Raw genomic sequence first — 17,473 nt, 5'->3', positions numbered from 1 at the left:
AGTTTCGGGAAGGGGCGGGGCTGGGGAAAGGCCCGCCGCAGGCGCTACGCCGCCCTCCGCTCCCCCTCAGCCTGCGCGGCAAACCGCGCCTTGGCCTCGTCCACCTTGCGCCCATAGTGCACCGAAGCCCACCACAGCGCCGCAAAGATCGCCCCCATGAAGAACATCGTCGGCACGACGAACCCGGACGCGATCAGCGCGATCTGCAGGGCCCAGCCCAACTGAACACCCCCCGGCCGTGTCACCACCCCGCACAGCAGCACACACAACAGCATCGCGACCCCACTCACCGTCCAGACCGTGGTCATGGACAGATCGGGATCCTTCATAGCGACAAGCCCGGCAAAACCGATGACGAAGAACTCACCGATCAACGTAGAAGCACAGAGCGTCCGCACAGCTCACCCCCTCCCCAACAACAGCCGAGCCTCACCCACGGTGATGACGGAACCGGTGACGAGAACGCCCCCACCCGCAAACTCACCCTCCTCCTCGGCCAGAGTGATCGCCGCCTCCAGAGCATCATCAAGCCGCGGCTCCACCTGAACCCGCTCCTCCCCGAACACCTCCACAGCCAGCGCGGCCAGCGCGTCCGCGTCCATCGCCCGATGGCTGGAGTTCTGCGTGATCACCACCTCGGCGAAGATCGGCTCAAAGGCCTCCAGCAGCCCGCGTACGTTCTTGTCGCCACTCACACCGACCACGCCGATCAGCCGGCTGAAGTCGAACACCTCACTGACACCCTCGGCGGTCGCCCGGGCCCCCGCCGGATTGTGCGCGGCGTCCAGCACCACGGTCGGCGACCGCCGCACCACCTCCATGCGCCCCGGCGCGGCCACCGCCGCGAACGCCTTGCGCACGGTGTCGATATCGAGCCGCTCGGCCCGCGCCGCACCCACGCCGAAGAACGCCTCCACCGCGGCGAGCGCGACGGCCGCGTTGTGCGCCTGGTACGCGCCGTGCACCGGCAGGAACACCTCTTCGTACTCCCCGCCGAGCCCACGCAAGGTCAACAGCTGCCCGCCGACGGCCAGTTGGCGCGACACGACTCCGAACTCCAGCCCTTCGCGGGCGACCGTCGCATCGACCTCGACGGCCTTCTTCAGCATCACCTGCGCCGCGTCGACCGGCTGCTGCGCCAGAATCACGGTCGCGCCCTGCTTGACGATGCCCGCCTTCTCCACGGCGATCTCGCCGGGCGTATTGCCCAGCCGGTCGGTGTGGTCGAGATCGATGGGGGTCACCACGGCGACATCACCGTCGATCACGTTCGTGGCGTCCCAGCTGCCGCCCATGCCCACCTCGACGACGGCCACATCGACCGGCGCGTCCGCGAACGCCGCGTACGCCATCCCCGTCAGCACCTCGAAGAAGGACAGCCGGAACTCCTGCTGCCCGTCCACCATCTCGACGTACGGCTGAATGTCCCGGTACGTCTCCACGAACCGCTCGGCGTCCATCGGCGCGCCGTCCAGGCTGATCCGCTCGGTGATCGACTGGACGTGCGGCGAGGTGTACCGCCCGGTGCGCAGTTCAAAGGCGCCGAGCAGCGCCTCGATCATGCGGGCCGTGGACGTTTTGCCGTTCGTCCCCGTGATGTGGATCGAGGGGTACGAGCGCTGCGGCTCCCCCAGTACGTCCATCAGCGCGGCGATCCGCGTGATCGACGGCTCCAGCTTCGTCTCACCCCACCGCGTGGCCAACTCGGCCTCGACCTCGCGCAACGCCTTGTCGACCTCGGGATCGGCCGGCCGCGCGGGAACATCGGCCTCCGGCGGCCCGCCCTGCGCGCGCAGGGTACGGCTGCCGGCCTCGATCACCGCGAGATCGGGGTCGCGCTGCGTCTCCGCCTCGACGATCTCTTCGAAGGGGTCGGGCTCGCTGCTGTGGTCTGGGGGGAGCTCACTCACGGGGCCAGTCTACGGAGCCGGACTGACACTCGTAGCTGCGGGCAGTCGTGCCGCTGGGGCGGCAAAAGGCGCCCGGAGCCTGCCGGCTCCGGGCGCCTTCCACCACGTAACACCGCCTAGCCCTGCGGCAACCGCTCAAGCTGCGCCTGAATCCGCGCGATGTCCTCGCCGGCCTTGGCAAGCCGCGTACGGATCTTGTCCACGACCTGCTCCGGAGCCTTCGCGAGAAACGCCTCGTTGCCCAGCTTCGCCTCGGCCTGCTGGCGCTCCTTCTGGGCGGCGGCCAGATCCTTCGCGAGCCGCTTCCGCTCCGCGGCCACATCGATCGTGCCGGAGAGATCCAGCGCGACCTGCGCACCCGCGACCGGCAGCGTCGCCGTGGCCGCGAAGCCCTCGCCCTCCGGCTGGAGGCGCAGCAGCTGGCGGATGGCCGCCTCGTGCGGGGCCAGGGCGGTCCCGTCGAGGGTGAGCCGGGCCGGGACGCGCTGGCCGGGCTGGAGCCCCTGGTCGTTACGGAACCGGCGGACCTCCGTGATGACCTGCTGCAGCGTCTCGATCTCCCGCTCGGCCGCCGCGTCACGGAACCCTGAGTCGGCCGGCCAGTCCGCGATCACGACGGACTCGCCGCCCGTGAGCGTGGTCCACAGCGTCTCCGTGACGAACGGGACGATCGGGTGCAGCAGCCGCAGCGTGACGTCCAGGACCTCGCCCAGGACCCGCTTGCTGACGTCGGCCGCGGCGCCGCCGGCGTTGAACGTCGTCTTGGAGAGCTCGACGAACCAGTCGAAGACCTCGTCCCACGCGAAGTGGTAGAGGGAGTCGGAGAGCTTGGCGAACTGGAAGTCGTCGTAGAACGCGTCGACTTCGGCGACGGTCTCGTTGAGGCGGGCCAGGATCCACCGGTCCGTTGCCGACATCTGGGACGCGTCCGGGAGCGGGCCCGCCACCGTCGCGCCGTTCATCAACGCGAAACGGGTCGCGTTCCAGATCTTGTTGGCGAAGTTCCGGGACGCCTGGACCCAGTCCTCGCCGATCGGCACGTCCGCGCCCGGGTTGGCGCCGCGGGCGAGCGTGAAGCGGACGGCGTCGGAGCCGTACGCGTCCATCCAGTCCAGCGGGTCGACCGAGTTGGGGTTCGACTTGGACATCTTCTTGCCGTGCTCGTCGCGGACGAGACCGGTCAGCGCGATGGTCTTGAACGGAGCCTCGCCGTCCATCGCGTACAGACCGAACATCATCATCCGGGCGACCCAGAAGAAGATGATGTCGTGCCCGGTGAGCAGAACGTCCGTCGGATAGAACTTCTCGAGATCCGGGGTCCGCTCCGGCCAGCCGAGCGTGGAGAACGGCCACAGGCCCGAGGAGAACCAGGTGTCGAGAACATCCGTGTCCTGGGTCCAGCCGTCACCGCTCGGGACCTCCTCGTCAGGGCCGACGCAGACGACCTCGCCGTTCGGCCCGTACCAGACCGGGATGCGGTGGCCCCACCACAACTGCCGCGAGATGCACCAGTCGTGCATGTTGTCGACCCAGTCGAAGTAGCGCTTCGACATCTCCTTGGGGTGGATCTCCACCCGCCCGTCGCGGACGGCGTCACCGGCGGCCTGCGCGAGCGGGCCGACCTTGACCCACCACTGGAGGGACAGGCGCGGCTCGATGGTGGTCTTGCAGCGCGAGCAGTGGCCGACGGAGTGGACGTACGGACGCTTCTCGGCGACGATCCGGCCCTGCTCACGCAGCGCGGCGACGATCGTGGAGCGGGCCTCGAAACGGTCGAGGCCCTGGAACGGGCCGTGGACGGTGATGACACCGCGCTCGTCCATGACCGTCAGCGACTCCAGGCCGTGGCGCTGGCCGATCTCGAAGTCGTTCGGATCGTGCGCGGGCGTCACCTTGACGGCGCCGGTGCCGAACTCGGGGTCCACGTGCGTGTCCGCGACGACGGGGATGGTGCGGTCGGTGAGCGGCAGCTTGATCCGCTTTCCGATCAGGTGCTGATAACGCTCGTCCTCGGGATGGACCGCGACCGCGGTGTCACCGAGCATCGTCTCGGCCCGGGTGGTGGCGACGACCAGAGTCTCCTCGCCCTCCCCGTACTTGATGGAGACGAGCTCGCCGTCGTCGTCCTGGTACTCGACCTCGATGTCCGAGATGGCGGTGAGACAGCGGGGACACCAGTTGATGATGCGCTCGGCGCGGTAGATCAACTCGTCGTCGTACAGCTTCTTGAAGATGGTCTGGACGGCGTGGGACAGCCCCTCGTCCATGGTGAACCGCTCACGGGACCAGTCGACGCCGTCGCCAAGCCGCCGCATCTGGCCGAGGATCCGGCCGCCGTATTCTTCCTTCCACTGCCAGACGCGCGAGACGAACTCCTCGCGCCCGAGGTCATGGCGGGACTTGCCTTCGTCCGCGAGCTGCTGCTCGACCTTGTTCTGCGTGGCGATACCCGCGTGGTCCATGCCGGGCAGCCACAGCGACTCGTACCCCTGCATGCGCTTGCGCCGCGTGAGGGCGTCCATGAGCGTGTGCTGGAAGGCGTGCCCCAGGTGGAGCGAGCCGGTGACGTTCGGCGGCGGGATGACGATGGTGTACGGCGGCTTGTCGCTCTTCGCGTCGGCGCCGAAGTAACCCCGCTCTACCCAGCGCTCGTACAGCTTCCCCTCTACCTGGGCCGGCGCGTACTGGGTCGGCAGTTCGGGGGTGTTGGCTGGCGGCTGCTGCTGAGCGTTGTCGGTCACGGGGTCAGTTTAGAGGTGTCACGGGTCGGTCCTGAAACTCGATTGTTCGGTAACGGTGAGACCCCCGATGCTCCCCGCGGACGCTCGTTACGACAGGATGTTCGGAACGCATAAATATCTGGAGGGGAACCCAGAATGAGCTACAACCAGCCGGGCCCATACGGCGGGCAGCCTCAGCAGCCGGGACCGTACGGTCAGCCAGGCGGTCAGCCCGGCGGTCAGCCAGGCCCCTACGGCCAGCAGCCGCAGGCTCCGCAGCCCGGCTATGGCTACCCGCAGCAGGCTCCTCCGCAGCAGCCGGGCTATGGGTACCCCCAGCAGACTCCTCCCGGTGCTCCGCCTCAGCAGCCCGGCTACGGCCAGCAGCCCCCGCCCTACGGCATGCCGCAGCCGCCCGCTCCCGGCGGCGGCAAGAAGAAGACCGGGATCATCATCGGCGCCGTGGCTGTCGTGGCCGCGATCGCGGTGGGCGCGTACTTCGTGATCGGCGGGGGCGGCGGCGGTTCCTCGGACGTGGCGGACGACGGCCCGCACAAGCTGGCTACGCCCGCGACGGTGCTCAGCGGTGAGTACAAGAAGGGCGACGAAGGCGCGAACAGCGGCAGCTTCAACGAGGAAGACGTCAAGAACGCCGAGGAAGCCGGCGTGAAGAACCCCAAGGACGTGAACGCCGCGTACGAGGCCGGGGACAAGGACAACCCGCTGTCACAGAAGCTCCTCCAGTTCCTGGGCGTCTACGGCGAGATCGAGGACCCGGAGAAGGTCGTCGACGCCATGTTCGCCGAGTTGAAGAAGGAGTCCAGCAAGGACAGCCAGGGCGAGCTCGTCGGCAGCCCGAAGGCCTTCACGCCCGCAGGACTCGACGGCGCGGTCCTGAAGTGCCAGGAGACCAAGGTCCCGGGTGACGAGACCGGCGAGGCGGGGCCCAAGGAGATCAAGATGCCGGTGTGCATCTGGGGTGACCACAGCACCCTCGGTGTCACCATCAACGCGAACATCGCCGACGCACTGGCGGGCAAGGGCGTCGACCTCGCAGCGGCGGCCGAGCAGACGGCCAAGTTCCGCAAGGAAGTCCGCGTCAAGGCCTGACGCAGCGCAGCGACGACGCATCAACGACGAAGGGGCCCCGGTCAGTTGACCGGGGCCCCTTCGTTACGCGTACGAGCGGCTACGCCGTCTTCTGCTCCCCCGAGCCCCGCCCCCGCGCATCGCGCGGAATGAGCGTCGGGTTGACGTTCGAGAGGACGACGTCCGCTGTGATGACGACGCGGCCTACGTCCTTGCGGGACGGGACCTCGTACATCACCGACTGGAGGACCTCTTCCATGATGGCGCGCAGGCCGCGGGCGCCGGTCTGCCGCAAGATGGCCTGGTCGGCGATGGCTTCGAGGGCCTCGCGCTCGAAGTCCAGCTCTACGCCGTCGAGTTCGAAGAGGCGCTGGTACTGCTTCACGAGCGCGTTGCGCGGCTCGACCAGGATCTGGAGGAGCGCCTCGCGGTCGAGGTTGTGGACCGAAGTGATCACCGGGAGGCGGCCGATGAACTCGGGGATCATGCCGAACTTGACGAGGTCCTCGGGCATGACGTCCTCGAACTGGTCCTTCTCCTCCAGCTCGCGCTTCGAGCGGATCGTCGCGCCGAAGCCGATGCCCTTCGCGCCCGCGCGGGACTCGATGATCTTCTCCAGGCCGGCGAAGGCGCCGCCCACGATGAACAGGACGTTCGTCGTGTCGATCTGGATGAACTCCTGGTGGGGGTGCTTGCGGCCGCCCTGGGGCGGGACCGAGGCCGTCGTGCCCTCAAGGATCTTCAGCAGCGCCTGCTGGACGCCCTCGCCGCTCACGTCCCGCGTGATCGACGGGTTCTCGCTCTTGCGGGCCACCTTGTCGATCTCGTCGATGTAGATGATCCCGGTCTCGGCCTTCTTGACGTCGTAGTCCGCGGCCTGGATGAGCTTCAGCAGGATGTTCTCGACGTCCTCGCCGACATAGCCCGCCTCTGTCAGCGCCGTGGCGTCGGCGATGGCGAAGGGGACGTTCAGCATGCGCGCCAGGGTCTGGGCGAGCAGGGTCTTTCCGGAGCCCGTGGGGCCGAGGAGCAGGATGTTGGACTTCGCCAACTCGATGGCGTCGTCGCGGTTCTGCCCCGTGCTGTTCTCACCGGCCTGAACCCGCTTGTAGTGGTTGTACACCGCTACGGAGAGGGCCTTCTTCGCCGACTCCTGGCCGACGACGTACCCCTCGAGGAACTCGTAGATCTCGCGAGGCTTGGGGAGTTCCTCCCACCTCACCTCGCTCGTTTCGGCGAGCTCTTCCTCGATGATCTCGTTGCAGAGATCGATGCACTCGTCGCAGATGTACACACCGGGGCCTGCGATGAGCTTCTTGACCTGCTTCTGGCTCTTGCCACAGAACGAGCACTTGAGCAGATCGCCGCCGTCACCGATGCGTGCCACGGTGTGCTTCCCCTTCGCCTGGGAGACGCCTAGGTCCAGCGGCTCCTGGTGCTGCCTTATGTCCGACGGTACCTTGCCTAGCCCCCCGTTCGGGCCCCCCTTGGCGCGGTTCACTTTGACGCGTACGGCGCCAAACCGTGCCAAGGGGCGGCTGACGATACAGCGCTACGTCACGCGACCGCGGCGCTATTCATCTTCCTGGTCGAGATGATCTGGTCGATCAGGCCGTACGAGAGCGCGTCCTCAGCGGTGAGGATCTTGTCGCGCTCGATGTCCTCGCGGATCTTCTCGATGGGCGTGGTGGAGTGCTTGGCCAGCAGATCCTCGAGCTGGGCACGCATCCGGAGGATTTCGTTCGCCGCGATCTCCAGGTCGGAGACCTGGCCACGGCCCGTCTCGCTGTAGGGCTGGTGGATCAGCACACGGGCGTTGGGCAGCGCCATGCGCTTGCCCGGCGTACCGGCGGCCAGCAGGATCGCGGCGGCGGAGGCCGCCTGTCCCATGCAGACCGTCTGGATGTCCGGCTTCACGAACTGCATCGTGTCGTAGATCGCGGTGAGCGCCGTGAAGGAGCCGCCGGGGCTGTTGATGTAGACCGAGATGTCCCGGTCGGGGTCCATCGACTCCAGGCACAGCAGCTGCGCCATGACGTCGTTGGCGGAGGCGTCGTCGATCTGCACACCGAGGAAGATCACGCGCTCCTCGAAGAGCTTCGCGTACGGGTCGTACTCGCGCACGCCCTGCGAGGTGCGCTCGACGAAGCGCGGGATGACGTAGCGGGACTCCGCGCGGGGGCCGGTGTACTCGGCCTCCGTGCGGGCGTAGAGGCCGCTGCCGGGGAAGTCGTTCACTGTGTCTCCTGGGAGCCTGATAAAGAGCTGAGGCGGTCGGCTGGGGCTCGGAAGGCTTACGCCGGTGCGCCCGGGCCGCGTACGGGCCGCCCGTGGGCGTGTGCCGTACGCAGCCGTGGGCGCGTGCCGAGCTAGGCCGCTCCGGTGCCGCCGCCGCCCGGCATACCGGCAGCGGTGGGCATGATGTCGTCGATCAGGCCGTACTCCTTGGCCTCGATCGGGTCGAACCAGCGGTCACGGTCCGAGTCGCGGGTGATCTGCTCCACGGTCTGGCCGGTGTGGAAGGCGGTCAGCTCCGCCATCCGCTTCTTGGTGTGCAGCAGCCGCTCGGCGTGGATCTTGATGTCCGACGCGGAACCGGCGAGGCCGGCCGAGGGCTGGTGGATCAGGATCTCGGCATTCGGCAGGGCGAAGCGCTTGCCCGGGGTGCCCGCGCTCAGCAGGAACTGGCCCATCGAGGCCGCCATGCCCATGGCGATGGTCACCACGTCGTTCTGGATGTACTGCATGGTGTCGTAGATCGCCATGCCGGCCGTGATAGATCCGCCGGGGCTGTTGATGTACAGGAAGATGTCCTTGTCCGGGTCGGCGGCAAGGAGCAGCAGCTGTGCGGTGATCTTGTTCGCGATGTCGTCGTCGACCGGCTGGCCGAGGAAGATGATTCGCTCACCGAGCAGCCGGTTGTAGACCTGGTCGCCGAGGCCACCACCGATGGAGGGCTCGCCGGCGGCTGAAGGCATCAGATTCGTCACGTATCCACCTGCTCGTCTTAACGACGGCGCCGGGGCCGTCTTACGTAGTCTGCCGGGGGCTGGGCAGTTTCGGGGACTCCCCTGCCCTCGTACTCATGGACCCTAACGCGCGGGTCCCTTCGGGGAATCCCGAGGAGAGACCTGTTCGCTGTGAGCGCATGCGCTCCGCTGGTTGCGCAGGGGTTTTGGCGGGGGGACCCCCAGAGCGGGGCCCCCATCGCGGCGGAGCCGCATATGTCGCAGCCCCGCCGTACAGCTGCTGAAGCGCCGCAGGCTTACGCCTCGGGCTTCTCCTCGGAGGCCTCAGTGGCCTCGGCGGAGCCCTCCGCCGGGGTCTCCTCGGAGGAGGCCTCGACGTCGGAGGAGGTCTCGTCCTCCTCCTCGTCGTCCAGGTCGACGAGCTCGCCGTTCGTGTCCTTGACCGTGGCCGCCTCTACGACGACCGCGAGAGCCTTGCCGCGGGCGACCTCGCCGACCAGCATCGGGACCTGGCCGCCCTCGACGACCGCCTGGGCGAACTGGTCGGGGGACATGCCAGAGGAAGCGGCGCGGCGCATGAGGTGCTCGGTGAGCTCCTCCTGGTTGACGTTCAGCTTCTCCTTGTTGACCAGCTCGTCGAGGACGAACTGGGTCTTGATGCCCTTGACCGCGGCCTCACGCGTCTCGGTGTCGAACTCCTCGGCCGTCTTGCCCTGGATCTCCAGGTACTGCGGCAGGTCGAGGCCCATCTGGCCGAGCTGGTGGTGCTCGAGGTTGTGCTTACGGGTGTTGATCTCGTCCTCGAGGAGCTTCTCCGGGACGGGCACCTCGACCAGCTCGAGCAGCTTCTCCAGGACGCGCTCCTGGGCCTGTGTGGCCTGGTCGTACTGCTTCATGTTCTCGAGACGCTTACGGCTGTCCGCCCGCATCTCTTCCAGGGTGTCGAACTCGGAGGCGAGCTGCGCGAAGTCGTCGTCCAGCTCGGGAAGCTCACGCGCGGCGACCTGGGTGACCTTGACGGAGACCTCGGCCTCCTTGCCGGCCGCCGAGCCGCCCTTGAGCTCGGAGGTGAAGGTGGCCTCGCCATCGGCCTCCAGGCCCTTCACGGCGTCGTCGATGCCGTCCAGCAGTTCACCGGAGCCGATGGTGTAGGAGACGCCGCTCGCGACGCCGTCCTCCAGGATCTCGCCGTCGACCTTGGCCTCCAGGTCGATCGTCACGACGTCGCCGTCCTCGGCGGCGCGCTCGACCGGCGTGGTGGACGCGAAGCGCTCACGCAGCTCCTCGACGGCCTTGTCGACGTCCTCCTCGCTGACCTCGACGGCGTCGACCTCGACCTCGATGCCCGAGTAGTCCGGGATCTCGATGGCCGGGCGGATGTCGACCTCGGCGGTGAAGTTCAGCGTCTCGCCGTCCTTCAGCTCCGTGATGTCGACCTCGGGCTGGCCGAGCACGTTCAGCTCGGCGTTGTTGACCGCGTCGGTGTAGAACTTCGGAAGCGCGTCGTTGACCGCCTCCTCCAGAACCGCACCGCGGCCGAACCGCTGGTCGATGACGCGCGCCGGAATCTTGCCCTTCCGGAACCCCTTCACCGTGACCTGCTGGTTGATCTTCTTGTACGCCGCGTCGAGGCTGTCCTTGAGCTCCTCGAAGGGCACCTCGACAGTGAGCCGAACCCGGGTCGGGTTCAGGGTCTCCACGGCGCTCTTCACGGTTCGGTCTCCTTGATGGCTGACTTCTTGGGGTTCTGCTGTCGACCTCTGCCGGATGCGGCGGGTGCCTCAGCGGATTCGCGGCCCTTGCGAGACGTAACAGTGCAGACATACGGGCGCGCAATTTGCATAGTAGCCGCAGGCGGTACACGCCCCAAAAGGCGAGCTTCCGGTGCCGCGGGCCCGGAGAGCCCGGTCGGGTTCCGGACCGGGTCTCCGCTGGTGGTCACCGGGTCCCTGCTGATGGTCGGGGTGGCGGGATTTGAACCCACGGCCTTCCGCTCCCAAAGCGGACGCGCTACCAAGCTGCGCCACACCCCGTTCGGTGCGACACGTAGGGTACATGCCCGCCGACACCGCGGCTCCCGCATTTCGCGGGCTCCTGAAGGGCCGCGGAACGGGATGTGCGACAAAGGGTGCCACCCGCTACGATGCTCCAGTGCCGCGCGTCCACTGACCTGCGGCGCGTACCGTGCGGGCGTAGCTCAATGGTAGAGCCCTAGTCTTCCAAACTAGCTACGCGGGTTCGATTCCCGTCGCCCGCTCCATACGGCTCAGGGCCAGGTCAGAGGTTGAATCCTCTGCCTGGCCCTGAGGCGTTTCGGGGGTCGCCGGCATCCGCGACGGCTCGCGGAGGTGACGTACGCGCGGACCAGGGCCTCGTGCAGGGGTGCCGGGAGCTGCGCTCAGAACTGGATGTCGTTGAGGGTCTCCGCTATCGAGTTGAGGAACCGCTGGATGTCATCGGCCATGCCCGTCGATGCCAGGAAGAAGCCGAACAGTACGGCGACGATCGCCGGACCCGGCTTGATGGATCCTCCTCGGATCAACACCACGAGGACGATCGCCAACAGCAGCACAACTGATAGCGAAATGGCCACAACTGATCACACCCTACGGTCGGTCCGCTCTCCCGGCCCGAGGATGCCACCCCGCACACCCCCGCAGAACCATCGTGCCACCAACAGGCCCGGCCTATGCGGGAGGTGGGGCATCATCGGCCATCGTTCTCGCCGTACCTGCACAATCCGTACCCGCCGGGCACTCCCCGGCGGCCATGAACGGCGGTGTGGCGTACGGCAATTCGCGGAGTCTCCTGCACGCCGAATTCAGGAGGGTCATTGCCGTGCCCACACATCCTGATCGCAGATTATTCGAATTGTTGCCGCGGGCACAGCGGGAGGCCGTCAGCGGTTCGGAGAGGGGGCCATCAAACGCCAATCAACGGACATTTCACCAGAGTCGCCCGCGTACGTTATGCGCCATTTAGTCGGGATGAAGAGGTACGTAACAGACGTACGTGTCACGGCAGTCGACCTCCGCATCACCAAGTCGGCTTCGCCACCGTTCCCTCTCCTCCTTCTTCAAATCCTCTGTACTCAGCGGGATAAGCAGGGGTTAAGCAGGAATGACGAGGAGGGTTTTACGAAAACGCACCGGCAACGCTAGGGTGCCTCAGATGTTCACCGCTGCCTCGTCCCCCGCTCGCGCAGCGAGGTCCCGCATCGTCTCCCCCAGTTCCTGGTGGGAGGGTCTGTGACGAACTCGCTCCGCCCACACGGCCAACAGAGGGCGCCGCTCCCGCCGACGGAGGAGTCGTCGGTGTCCGCGATGCCGAGCCCTCGAACCCGCGACAGCCCGCAGGCGCACACCGCTCCCGCCGGGCCTCAGGCCAAGCCGGCCAAGCAACGCGACGCGTTCTTCGACAACGCCAAGTACCTGGCCATCGTGCTCGTCGCGATGGGCCACACCTGGGAGCCGCTGACCGACCACAGCCGCACCGCCGAAGCGCTCTACATGGTCGTCTACGCCTTCCACATGCCGGCGTTCATCCTCATCTCCGGCTATTTCTCACGCAGTTTCGACATGCGAGCCGACCGGCTCCAGCGGCTGGTGACGGGCATCGCCGTGCCGTACATCCTCTTCGAAGCCGCGTACTCCGTCTTCAAGAAGGTCGCGGACGACGATCCGACCCATCCGGTCAGCCTGCTCGACCCCTGGTACCTCACGTGGTTCCTGGTCGCGCTGTTCGTGTGGCGGCTGACGACGCCGCTGTGGAAGGTCGTGCGCTGGCCGGTGCCGCTCGCGCTCGCCATCGCGGTCCTCGCCTCCGTCTCGCCCGACATCGGTGACGACCTGGATCTGCAACGTGTGCTGCAGTTCCTGCCGTTCTTCGTCATCGGCCTGTGCATGAAGCCCGAGCACTTCCAGCTGATGCGGCGCCGAGAAGTCCGGATCCTGTCGGTGCCGGTGTTCGCGGCGGCGCTGGTCGTGGCGTACTGGGCGGCTCCGCGGATGACGTCGGCGTGGTTCTACCACCGGGACAGCGCCCAGGAGTTGGGCACGCCGTGGTGGGCCGGTGTCGTCATGACGCTCGCGCTGTTCGGCTGCTCGATGGTCCTCACGGCCTGCTTCTTCTCCTGGGTGCCGCGTCGCAAGATGTGGTTCACGGTGCTCGGCGCGGGGACGCTGTACGGCTATCTGCTGCACGGTTTCCTGGTCAAGGGCGGCCGTTTCTGGGGCTGGTTCGACTACACGTGGCTGCATGAACCGCTCGGCGAGATCTTCGTCACGCTGGTCGCCGCCGCCGCGATCACCCTGCTGTGCACCCCGCCCGTCCAGCGCATGTTCCGCTTCGCGATGGAGCCGAAGATGGAGTGGGCGTTCAAGCGGGATGCCGCCGAGCTGGCTCGCGAGCGGACCAAGTCCTAGGCGAGGCCCAAGCCTCAGTCCCCCAAGTCCTAGGCCAGGCCCAGGAGTTCGCGCATCCTCGCGTACTTCTGGGCCAGTCGCGTCCGCGTGGGCTCGTCCAGGGCCGCCAGCCTCGCCGGATTCGCGTTGTGAGCCAGGTCGGATTCCTTGACCAGGAGGGCCCCCGGCGTCGCCAGGATGCGTTCGGCGTACGACTCCGGGGGCTCGCCGGGGCGCTTGGTGAGGGCCAGCACGATGTCCTTGGTGCGCCGGGTCAGCGCGGCCTCGTGCAGCAGCCAGTCCTCCGAGAGGACCTCGTCCTCGACGGTGTCGTGGAGCCAGGCGGCCGCGATCTGTTCGTCGTCGCCGCCCCGGGCGCGTACCCCCTCGGCGACCGCCTGGAGGTGCTCGGCGTACGGCCGGCCCGCCTTGTCGGTCTGGGCGGCGTGTGCGTTACGGGCGATGGCCTCGACTTCGGTGAGGCTCAGCAGTGCTTTCTCGGTCATGCGTCGAGTGTGCCGCGCACCGCCGACCTGGCGGGTATCGACGCCGCCGCCAGACCGGTCACGAGCACGGTCGCGGCGAGCGAGCCGTACAGCAGCGGAGGTATGTACGGCGCCTGCCCCGTCAGCCCCTTCATCATCGGGACGAGCGTGGCGAGCGCGATGCCCGTGCCGAGGGCGAGGCCCGCGAGCACGACGAGCAGGGCCTCCCAGTGGATCATGTTCAGCACCTGGCTGCGGGGGGAGCCGATGAGCCGCAGGGTGCCCAGTTCGCGATGGGGGTCCCCCGCTCGAGCGAAGCCGAGAGTGGGGGAGGTCCAGGACGGTCATCACCAGCGGGTCAACCGGCGGACGTCTCCCGGCAGATCAGCAGCAACGCCCTGTCATCGTTCACATCCCGCGCAACCGCCTCGATCAAATGCCACGCCGCTCCATGAAACCCCCCGGCCACATACCGGTCCGCCTCGCCGGTGAGGCGGTCGATGCCCTCCGCGATGTCCCGGTCGGACGTCTCGACCAGGCCGTCCGTGAACAGCATCAGAACGTCGCCGGGGCGCAACGTACCTTTCACGGGATCGAACTGAGCCCCGTCGTACACCCCGAGCAGCGGCCCCTCCGCGGACTTCTCCTCCCAGCGCCCGCTTCCCGCACTCAGCTGCAGCCCGGGGGGATGCCCGGCCGAGAACAGCTCGTAGTCGCCGGAGTCCAGGTCCAGGACGAGGTGGATCGATGTGGCGAACCCCTCGTCCCAGTCCTGCCGGAGCAGGTAGCCGTTCGCCGCGGGGAGGAAGGCGTGCGGCGGCAGCGAGCCGAGCAGCCCCCCGAACGCCCCCGACAGAAGCAGCGCACGCGACCCCGCGTCCATGCCCTTGCCGGACACGTCCGTCAGGACGACCTCGAGCGTGCGCCCGCCGTTCGTACGGGCGGCCACCACGAAGTCCCCCGAGAACGACTGACCGCCGGCCGGCCGCAGGGCCATCTCGCGATGCCAGCCCACCGGCAGCTTCGGCAACTTGCTCTGGACGCGGATGCGTTCCCGCAGGTCGAACAGCATGGTGCCGCCGCGCCGCCACGGCACGCCGACCCGGCTGCGGAACTGCGCGATGAGCAGGCCGAAGAAGCCGCAGGCGGCGACGACCAGCACGGTCCCCGGCGTCACCCGGGACGGGCCCTCCGTGTAGGGGCCGAGTTTCACGGACTCGACGATCAGGGCGGTGGCGGCGGCCGCGTACAGGCCGAGCAGGCTGGCCGGCCGCAGCAGCAGGCCGCCGGCGACGATCGGGAGGACCAGCGCGGCCGGCGAGAACCACACGGAGTTGGCGAGTGTGGCGCCCGTGATCACGGGAATGGTCAGCAGCAGACCGGCCAGCGCGACCCAGTCCGAGCCGTCCCCACGGAAGTAGTCGACAGCGGATCTGCGCAGCCCTGTGCGGACCCGGTGCAGTTGCTTCTTGCACCGGGCCGTGAACGTGTCGGCTTCCGCGCGCCGCTCTCGTCCTGCTGCCATTGTTCGGGACCCTATCCATCGGACCAGGCACTTGGCACGGGAGGTCCCACTTGTCCCCCGTCCGAGAACCGAAGTCACAGAAACGTCCGATCCCCGAGGATCGCATGCCGCCGAGGGCGGCCCGCCCCGAGCTGACAGAAATCCACTCGCTGGAAATCCACTCGCTGATCCCGGATTGCCCTGGTAGGCATGGCATATGACCACTGACTTGCGCGTGCTCCGGCCGGAAGAATGGGACAAGTGGTACGGAAAGCTAATGCTCGCCTTCGGCGGAGTCGACGAGTCGCCGGAGGAGCGCGCCCTGTGGAACGGCCTCACGGAGTTCGACCGCTTCATCGGGGCCTGGGACGGCGACGAGTGCGTGGGTACGGCGGGTGCGTTCAGCTTCCGAATGACCGTTCCGGGCGGCGCCCTCGTGAAGGCGGCCGGCATCACGATGGTGAGCGTCGCCGCGACGCACCGCCGCCGCGGGCTGCTGACCTCCATGAAGCGCAGGCAGCTGGACGACATCCACTCCTGGGGCGAGCCGCTGGCCGTACTGACCGCTTCCGAGCCGGTGATATACGGCCGATTCGGCTACGGCGCGGGGACCCAGCAGTTGCGCGCGGAGATCGACACATCCCGCGTACGGCTGACGGTGCCGCCCGGCACCGACGACGTACGACTTCGCCTGGCCGAACCTGACGCGGACGCCGTACGCGATGCGTGCGAGGCCGTCTACGCACGCCAGGTGCCTACCCGGCCCGGCATGTTGGCACGGCTGCCCGGCTGGGAGGGGCTGCCGCTGCTCGACCCGCCGGCCGAACGGAAGGGCTCGTCGCCGTTGCAGTGCGTGCTCGCCGAGCGGGAAGGCGAAGTGGTCGGCTACGCCCGGTACTTCACCAAGCCGGGGTGGGACGCGGCCGGCCCCAAGGGCACGATCGAGCTGCGCGATCTGGAGGCGCTGGACCCGGCCGCGTACGCGGCGCTGTGGCGCTTCCTCTTCGACATCGACCTGACATCGACGGTGAAGACCTACAACCGTCCCGTCGACGACGCCTGGCAGCACCTCGTCTCCGACGTCCGACGGTGCGCGCTCAACCTGCGCGACTCGCTGTACGTACGGCTCGTGGATGTCGGGGCCGCGCTCGAGGCGCGTACGTATCAGGCGCCTGTGGACGTCGTGTTCGAGGTCGAGGACGCCTTCTGCCCCTGGAACGAGGGGCGTTGGCGGCTCTCCGGTGACGCGAAGGGGGCGTCTTGCTCGCGGACCACCGACTCGGCCGATCTCGCCCTGTCCGTACGGGAGTTGGGGTCGGCCTATCTCGGTGGCGTGTCCCTGGCCTCACTCGCCGCGGCCGGGCAGGTACGGGAGCTGCGCCAGGGCGCGCTCGCGGAGGCCACGCTCGGCTTTTCCGGCGCCGTCGCGCCCTGGCTGCCGCACGGCTTCTGAGCCGGCCCGGAGGCCTCTAGGCCTTCTGGCAGGTGGGGCACCAGAAGAGGTTGCGGGCGGCGAGACCGGCGGTGCGGATCTCGCCGCCACAGATGTGGCAGGGCAGATCGGCCCTGCGGTACACGTAGACCTCGCCGCCGTGGTCATCCTTGCGCGGCGGGCGGCCCATCGCGTCCGGCTCGTGTTCTGGGCGGACGGTGTCGATGCGGTTGTTGCGGACGCCTTCGCGCATGAGTGCCGCGAGGTCCGTCCACATCGCGTCCCACTCCGTGGGGGTGATGTCCTTGCCCGGCCGGTACGGGTCGATGCCGTGCCGGAAGAGGACTTCCGCGCGGTAGACGTTGCCTACTCCCGCGATGACCTTCTGGTCCATGAGGAGGGCGGCGATCGTCGTACGGCTGCGGGAGATGCGTGCGTACGCCTGTGCCGGGTCGGCGTTCTCGCGCAGGGGGTCCGGACCCAGGCGGTCGTGGATCGCCTGCTTCTCCGCGTCGGTGATCAGGGTGCACGTGGTGGGGCCGCGGAGGTCTGCGTACGCGGTGTCGTTGGTGAGGCGTAGGCGGATGGTTTCGGTGGGCGGGGGTGTGGGGGCGTCGCCCAGGGTGACCTTGCCGAAGAGGCCGAGGTGGATGTGGGTCCAGGCGTCGGTCTCGAAGCGCAGGAAGAGGTGTTTGCCGTGGGCTTCGGCGGTGGTCAGCGTGGTCCTGTCCAGGAGGGCGGCGGCGTCGGTGAACTTGCCCTGGGGGCTGGTGACGCGGGCCGTCCGGCCGCCGAACCGTTCGAGGTAGTCCTCGGCCAGGCGGTGGATGGTGTGCCCTTCGGGCACGGGGGCCTCCTGTGCGTGTGCGTCCTGCGGTCGGGGCGGATTCTTCCCCAGCCCCGCCCCTTCCCGGCTGTAACAATTTGCGGCTCCGCCGCGTGGGGGGGGCTGCGCCCCCAG

Annotated in this window: 15 protein-coding genes and 2 tRNA genes; 4 read left to right on the top strand and 13 right to left on the bottom strand. The window is 68.1% G+C overall.

All coding sequences use genetic code 11. The features are described from left to right. Positions 1–44: 44 nt before the first annotated feature. From G6048_RS38335 to G6048_RS38325, 3 genes are all read right to left on the bottom strand, one after another. Positions 45–398 (bottom strand): DUF4233 domain-containing protein, encoded by a 354-nt coding sequence (locus tag G6048_RS38335; protein WP_165344212.1) that lies wholly within the window; start codon positions 396–398, stop codon positions 45–47. A gap of 3 nt (positions 399–401) precedes the next feature. Continuing rightward, a complete protein-coding gene (gene folC, locus G6048_RS38330) occupies positions 402–1,910 on the bottom strand; it encodes a bifunctional tetrahydrofolate synthase/dihydrofolate synthase (RefSeq protein ID WP_165344211.1) in 1,509 nt (502 codons plus the stop codon). A 116-nt stretch (positions 1,911–2,026) separates the two neighbouring features. Then, positions 2,027–4,651 (bottom strand): valine--tRNA ligase, encoded by a 2,625-nt coding sequence (locus G6048_RS38325; protein WP_165344210.1) that lies wholly within the window; start codon positions 4,649–4,651, stop codon positions 2,027–2,029. A 135-nt stretch (positions 4,652–4,786) separates the two neighbouring features. On the opposite strand from G6048_RS38325, the gene G6048_RS38320 reads away from it, so the two are divergent. After that, positions 4,787–5,740, top strand: coding sequence for a hypothetical protein (locus G6048_RS38320; RefSeq protein WP_165344209.1), 954 nt, complete (start codon positions 4,787–4,789; stop codon positions 5,738–5,740). Positions 5,741–5,819: 79 nt separating this feature from the next. Here the strand turns inward: G6048_RS38320 and clpX are convergent, their stop codons facing one another. From clpX to G6048_RS38295, 5 genes are all read right to left on the bottom strand, one after another. Beyond that, positions 5,820–7,106 carry an ATP-dependent Clp protease ATP-binding subunit ClpX gene (clpX, locus tag G6048_RS38315; protein ID WP_165344208.1) on the bottom strand — a complete coding sequence of 429 codons (1,287 nt, stop codon included), beginning with the start codon at positions 7,104–7,106 and terminating at the stop codon, positions 5,820–5,822. Between the two features lie 170 nt (positions 7,107–7,276). Continuing rightward, positions 7,277–7,957: an ATP-dependent Clp protease proteolytic subunit gene (locus G6048_RS38310; protein ID WP_165344207.1), complete on the bottom strand. Its 681-nt coding sequence runs from the start codon at positions 7,955–7,957 to the stop codon at positions 7,277–7,279. 131 nt (positions 7,958–8,088) lie between these two features. After that, a complete protein-coding gene (locus G6048_RS38305; protein WP_119103789.1) occupies positions 8,089–8,697 on the bottom strand; it encodes an ATP-dependent Clp protease proteolytic subunit in 609 nt (202 codons plus the stop codon). A gap of 287 nt (positions 8,698–8,984) precedes the next feature. Then, positions 8,985–10,400, bottom strand: a complete 1,416-nt coding sequence (gene tig, locus G6048_RS38300; protein ID WP_165344206.1) for a trigger factor — start codon at positions 10,398–10,400, stop codon at positions 8,985–8,987. A gap of 244 nt (positions 10,401–10,644) precedes the next feature. Next, positions 10,645–10,721 (bottom strand) — tRNA-Pro (locus tag G6048_RS38295). A 153-nt stretch (positions 10,722–10,874) separates the two neighbouring features. Here G6048_RS38295 and G6048_RS38290 point away from each other — a divergent pair. After that, positions 10,875–10,948 (top strand) — tRNA-Gly (locus G6048_RS38290). A gap of 138 nt (positions 10,949–11,086) precedes the next feature. Here G6048_RS38290 and G6048_RS38285 read toward each other — a convergent pair. After that, positions 11,087–11,281: a hypothetical protein gene (locus G6048_RS38285; RefSeq protein WP_165344205.1), complete on the bottom strand. Its 195-nt coding sequence runs from the start codon at positions 11,279–11,281 to the stop codon at positions 11,087–11,089. A 730-nt stretch (positions 11,282–12,011) separates the two neighbouring features. Here G6048_RS38285 and G6048_RS38280 point away from each other — a divergent pair. Further along, a complete protein-coding gene (locus G6048_RS38280) occupies positions 12,012–13,112 on the top strand; it encodes an acyltransferase family protein (RefSeq protein WP_206342646.1) in 1,101 nt (366 codons plus the stop codon). A 29-nt stretch (positions 13,113–13,141) separates the two neighbouring features. On the opposite strand, the gene G6048_RS38275 is transcribed toward G6048_RS38280, so the two are convergent. The 3 genes from G6048_RS38275 to G6048_RS38265 form a co-directional block, all read right to left on the bottom strand. Further along, on the bottom strand, positions 13,142–13,597 hold the full coding sequence (locus tag G6048_RS38275) for an HD domain-containing protein (protein ID WP_165344203.1): 456 nt from the start codon (positions 13,595–13,597) through the stop codon (positions 13,142–13,144). Beyond that, positions 13,594–13,815, bottom strand: a complete 222-nt coding sequence (locus G6048_RS38270; RefSeq protein ID WP_408056215.1) for a hypothetical protein — start codon at positions 13,813–13,815, stop codon at positions 13,594–13,596. The genes G6048_RS38275 and G6048_RS38270 overlap by 4 nt, the downstream gene beginning before the upstream one ends. A 119-nt stretch (positions 13,816–13,934) precedes the next feature. Then, entirely contained in the window at positions 13,935–15,101 is a 1,167-nt protein-coding gene (locus G6048_RS38265) for a PP2C family protein-serine/threonine phosphatase (RefSeq protein ID WP_165344202.1), read from the bottom strand. A gap of 196 nt (positions 15,102–15,297) precedes the next feature. Here G6048_RS38265 and G6048_RS38260 point away from each other — a divergent pair, with 196 nt between their 5' ends. Further along, the gene (locus G6048_RS38260) at positions 15,298–16,533 is read left to right on the top strand and encodes a GNAT family N-acetyltransferase (protein ID WP_165344201.1); all 1,236 of its coding nucleotides are present in this window, start codon (positions 15,298–15,300) and stop codon (positions 16,531–16,533) included. Between the two features lie 16 nt (positions 16,534–16,549). Here G6048_RS38260 and G6048_RS38255 read toward each other — a convergent pair whose 3' ends face one another. Then, a complete protein-coding gene (locus tag G6048_RS38255; protein WP_165344200.1) occupies positions 16,550–17,359 on the bottom strand; it encodes an Fpg/Nei family DNA glycosylase in 810 nt (269 codons plus the stop codon). Positions 17,360–17,473: the final 114 nt, after the last annotated feature.

The sequence above is a fragment of the Streptomyces ureilyticus genome (assembly GCF_011045025.1).
Lineage (GTDB): Bacteria > Actinomycetota > Actinomycetes > Streptomycetales > Streptomycetaceae > Streptomyces > Streptomyces ureilyticus.
This window is presented reverse-complemented; position numbering and strand designations above follow the sequence as displayed.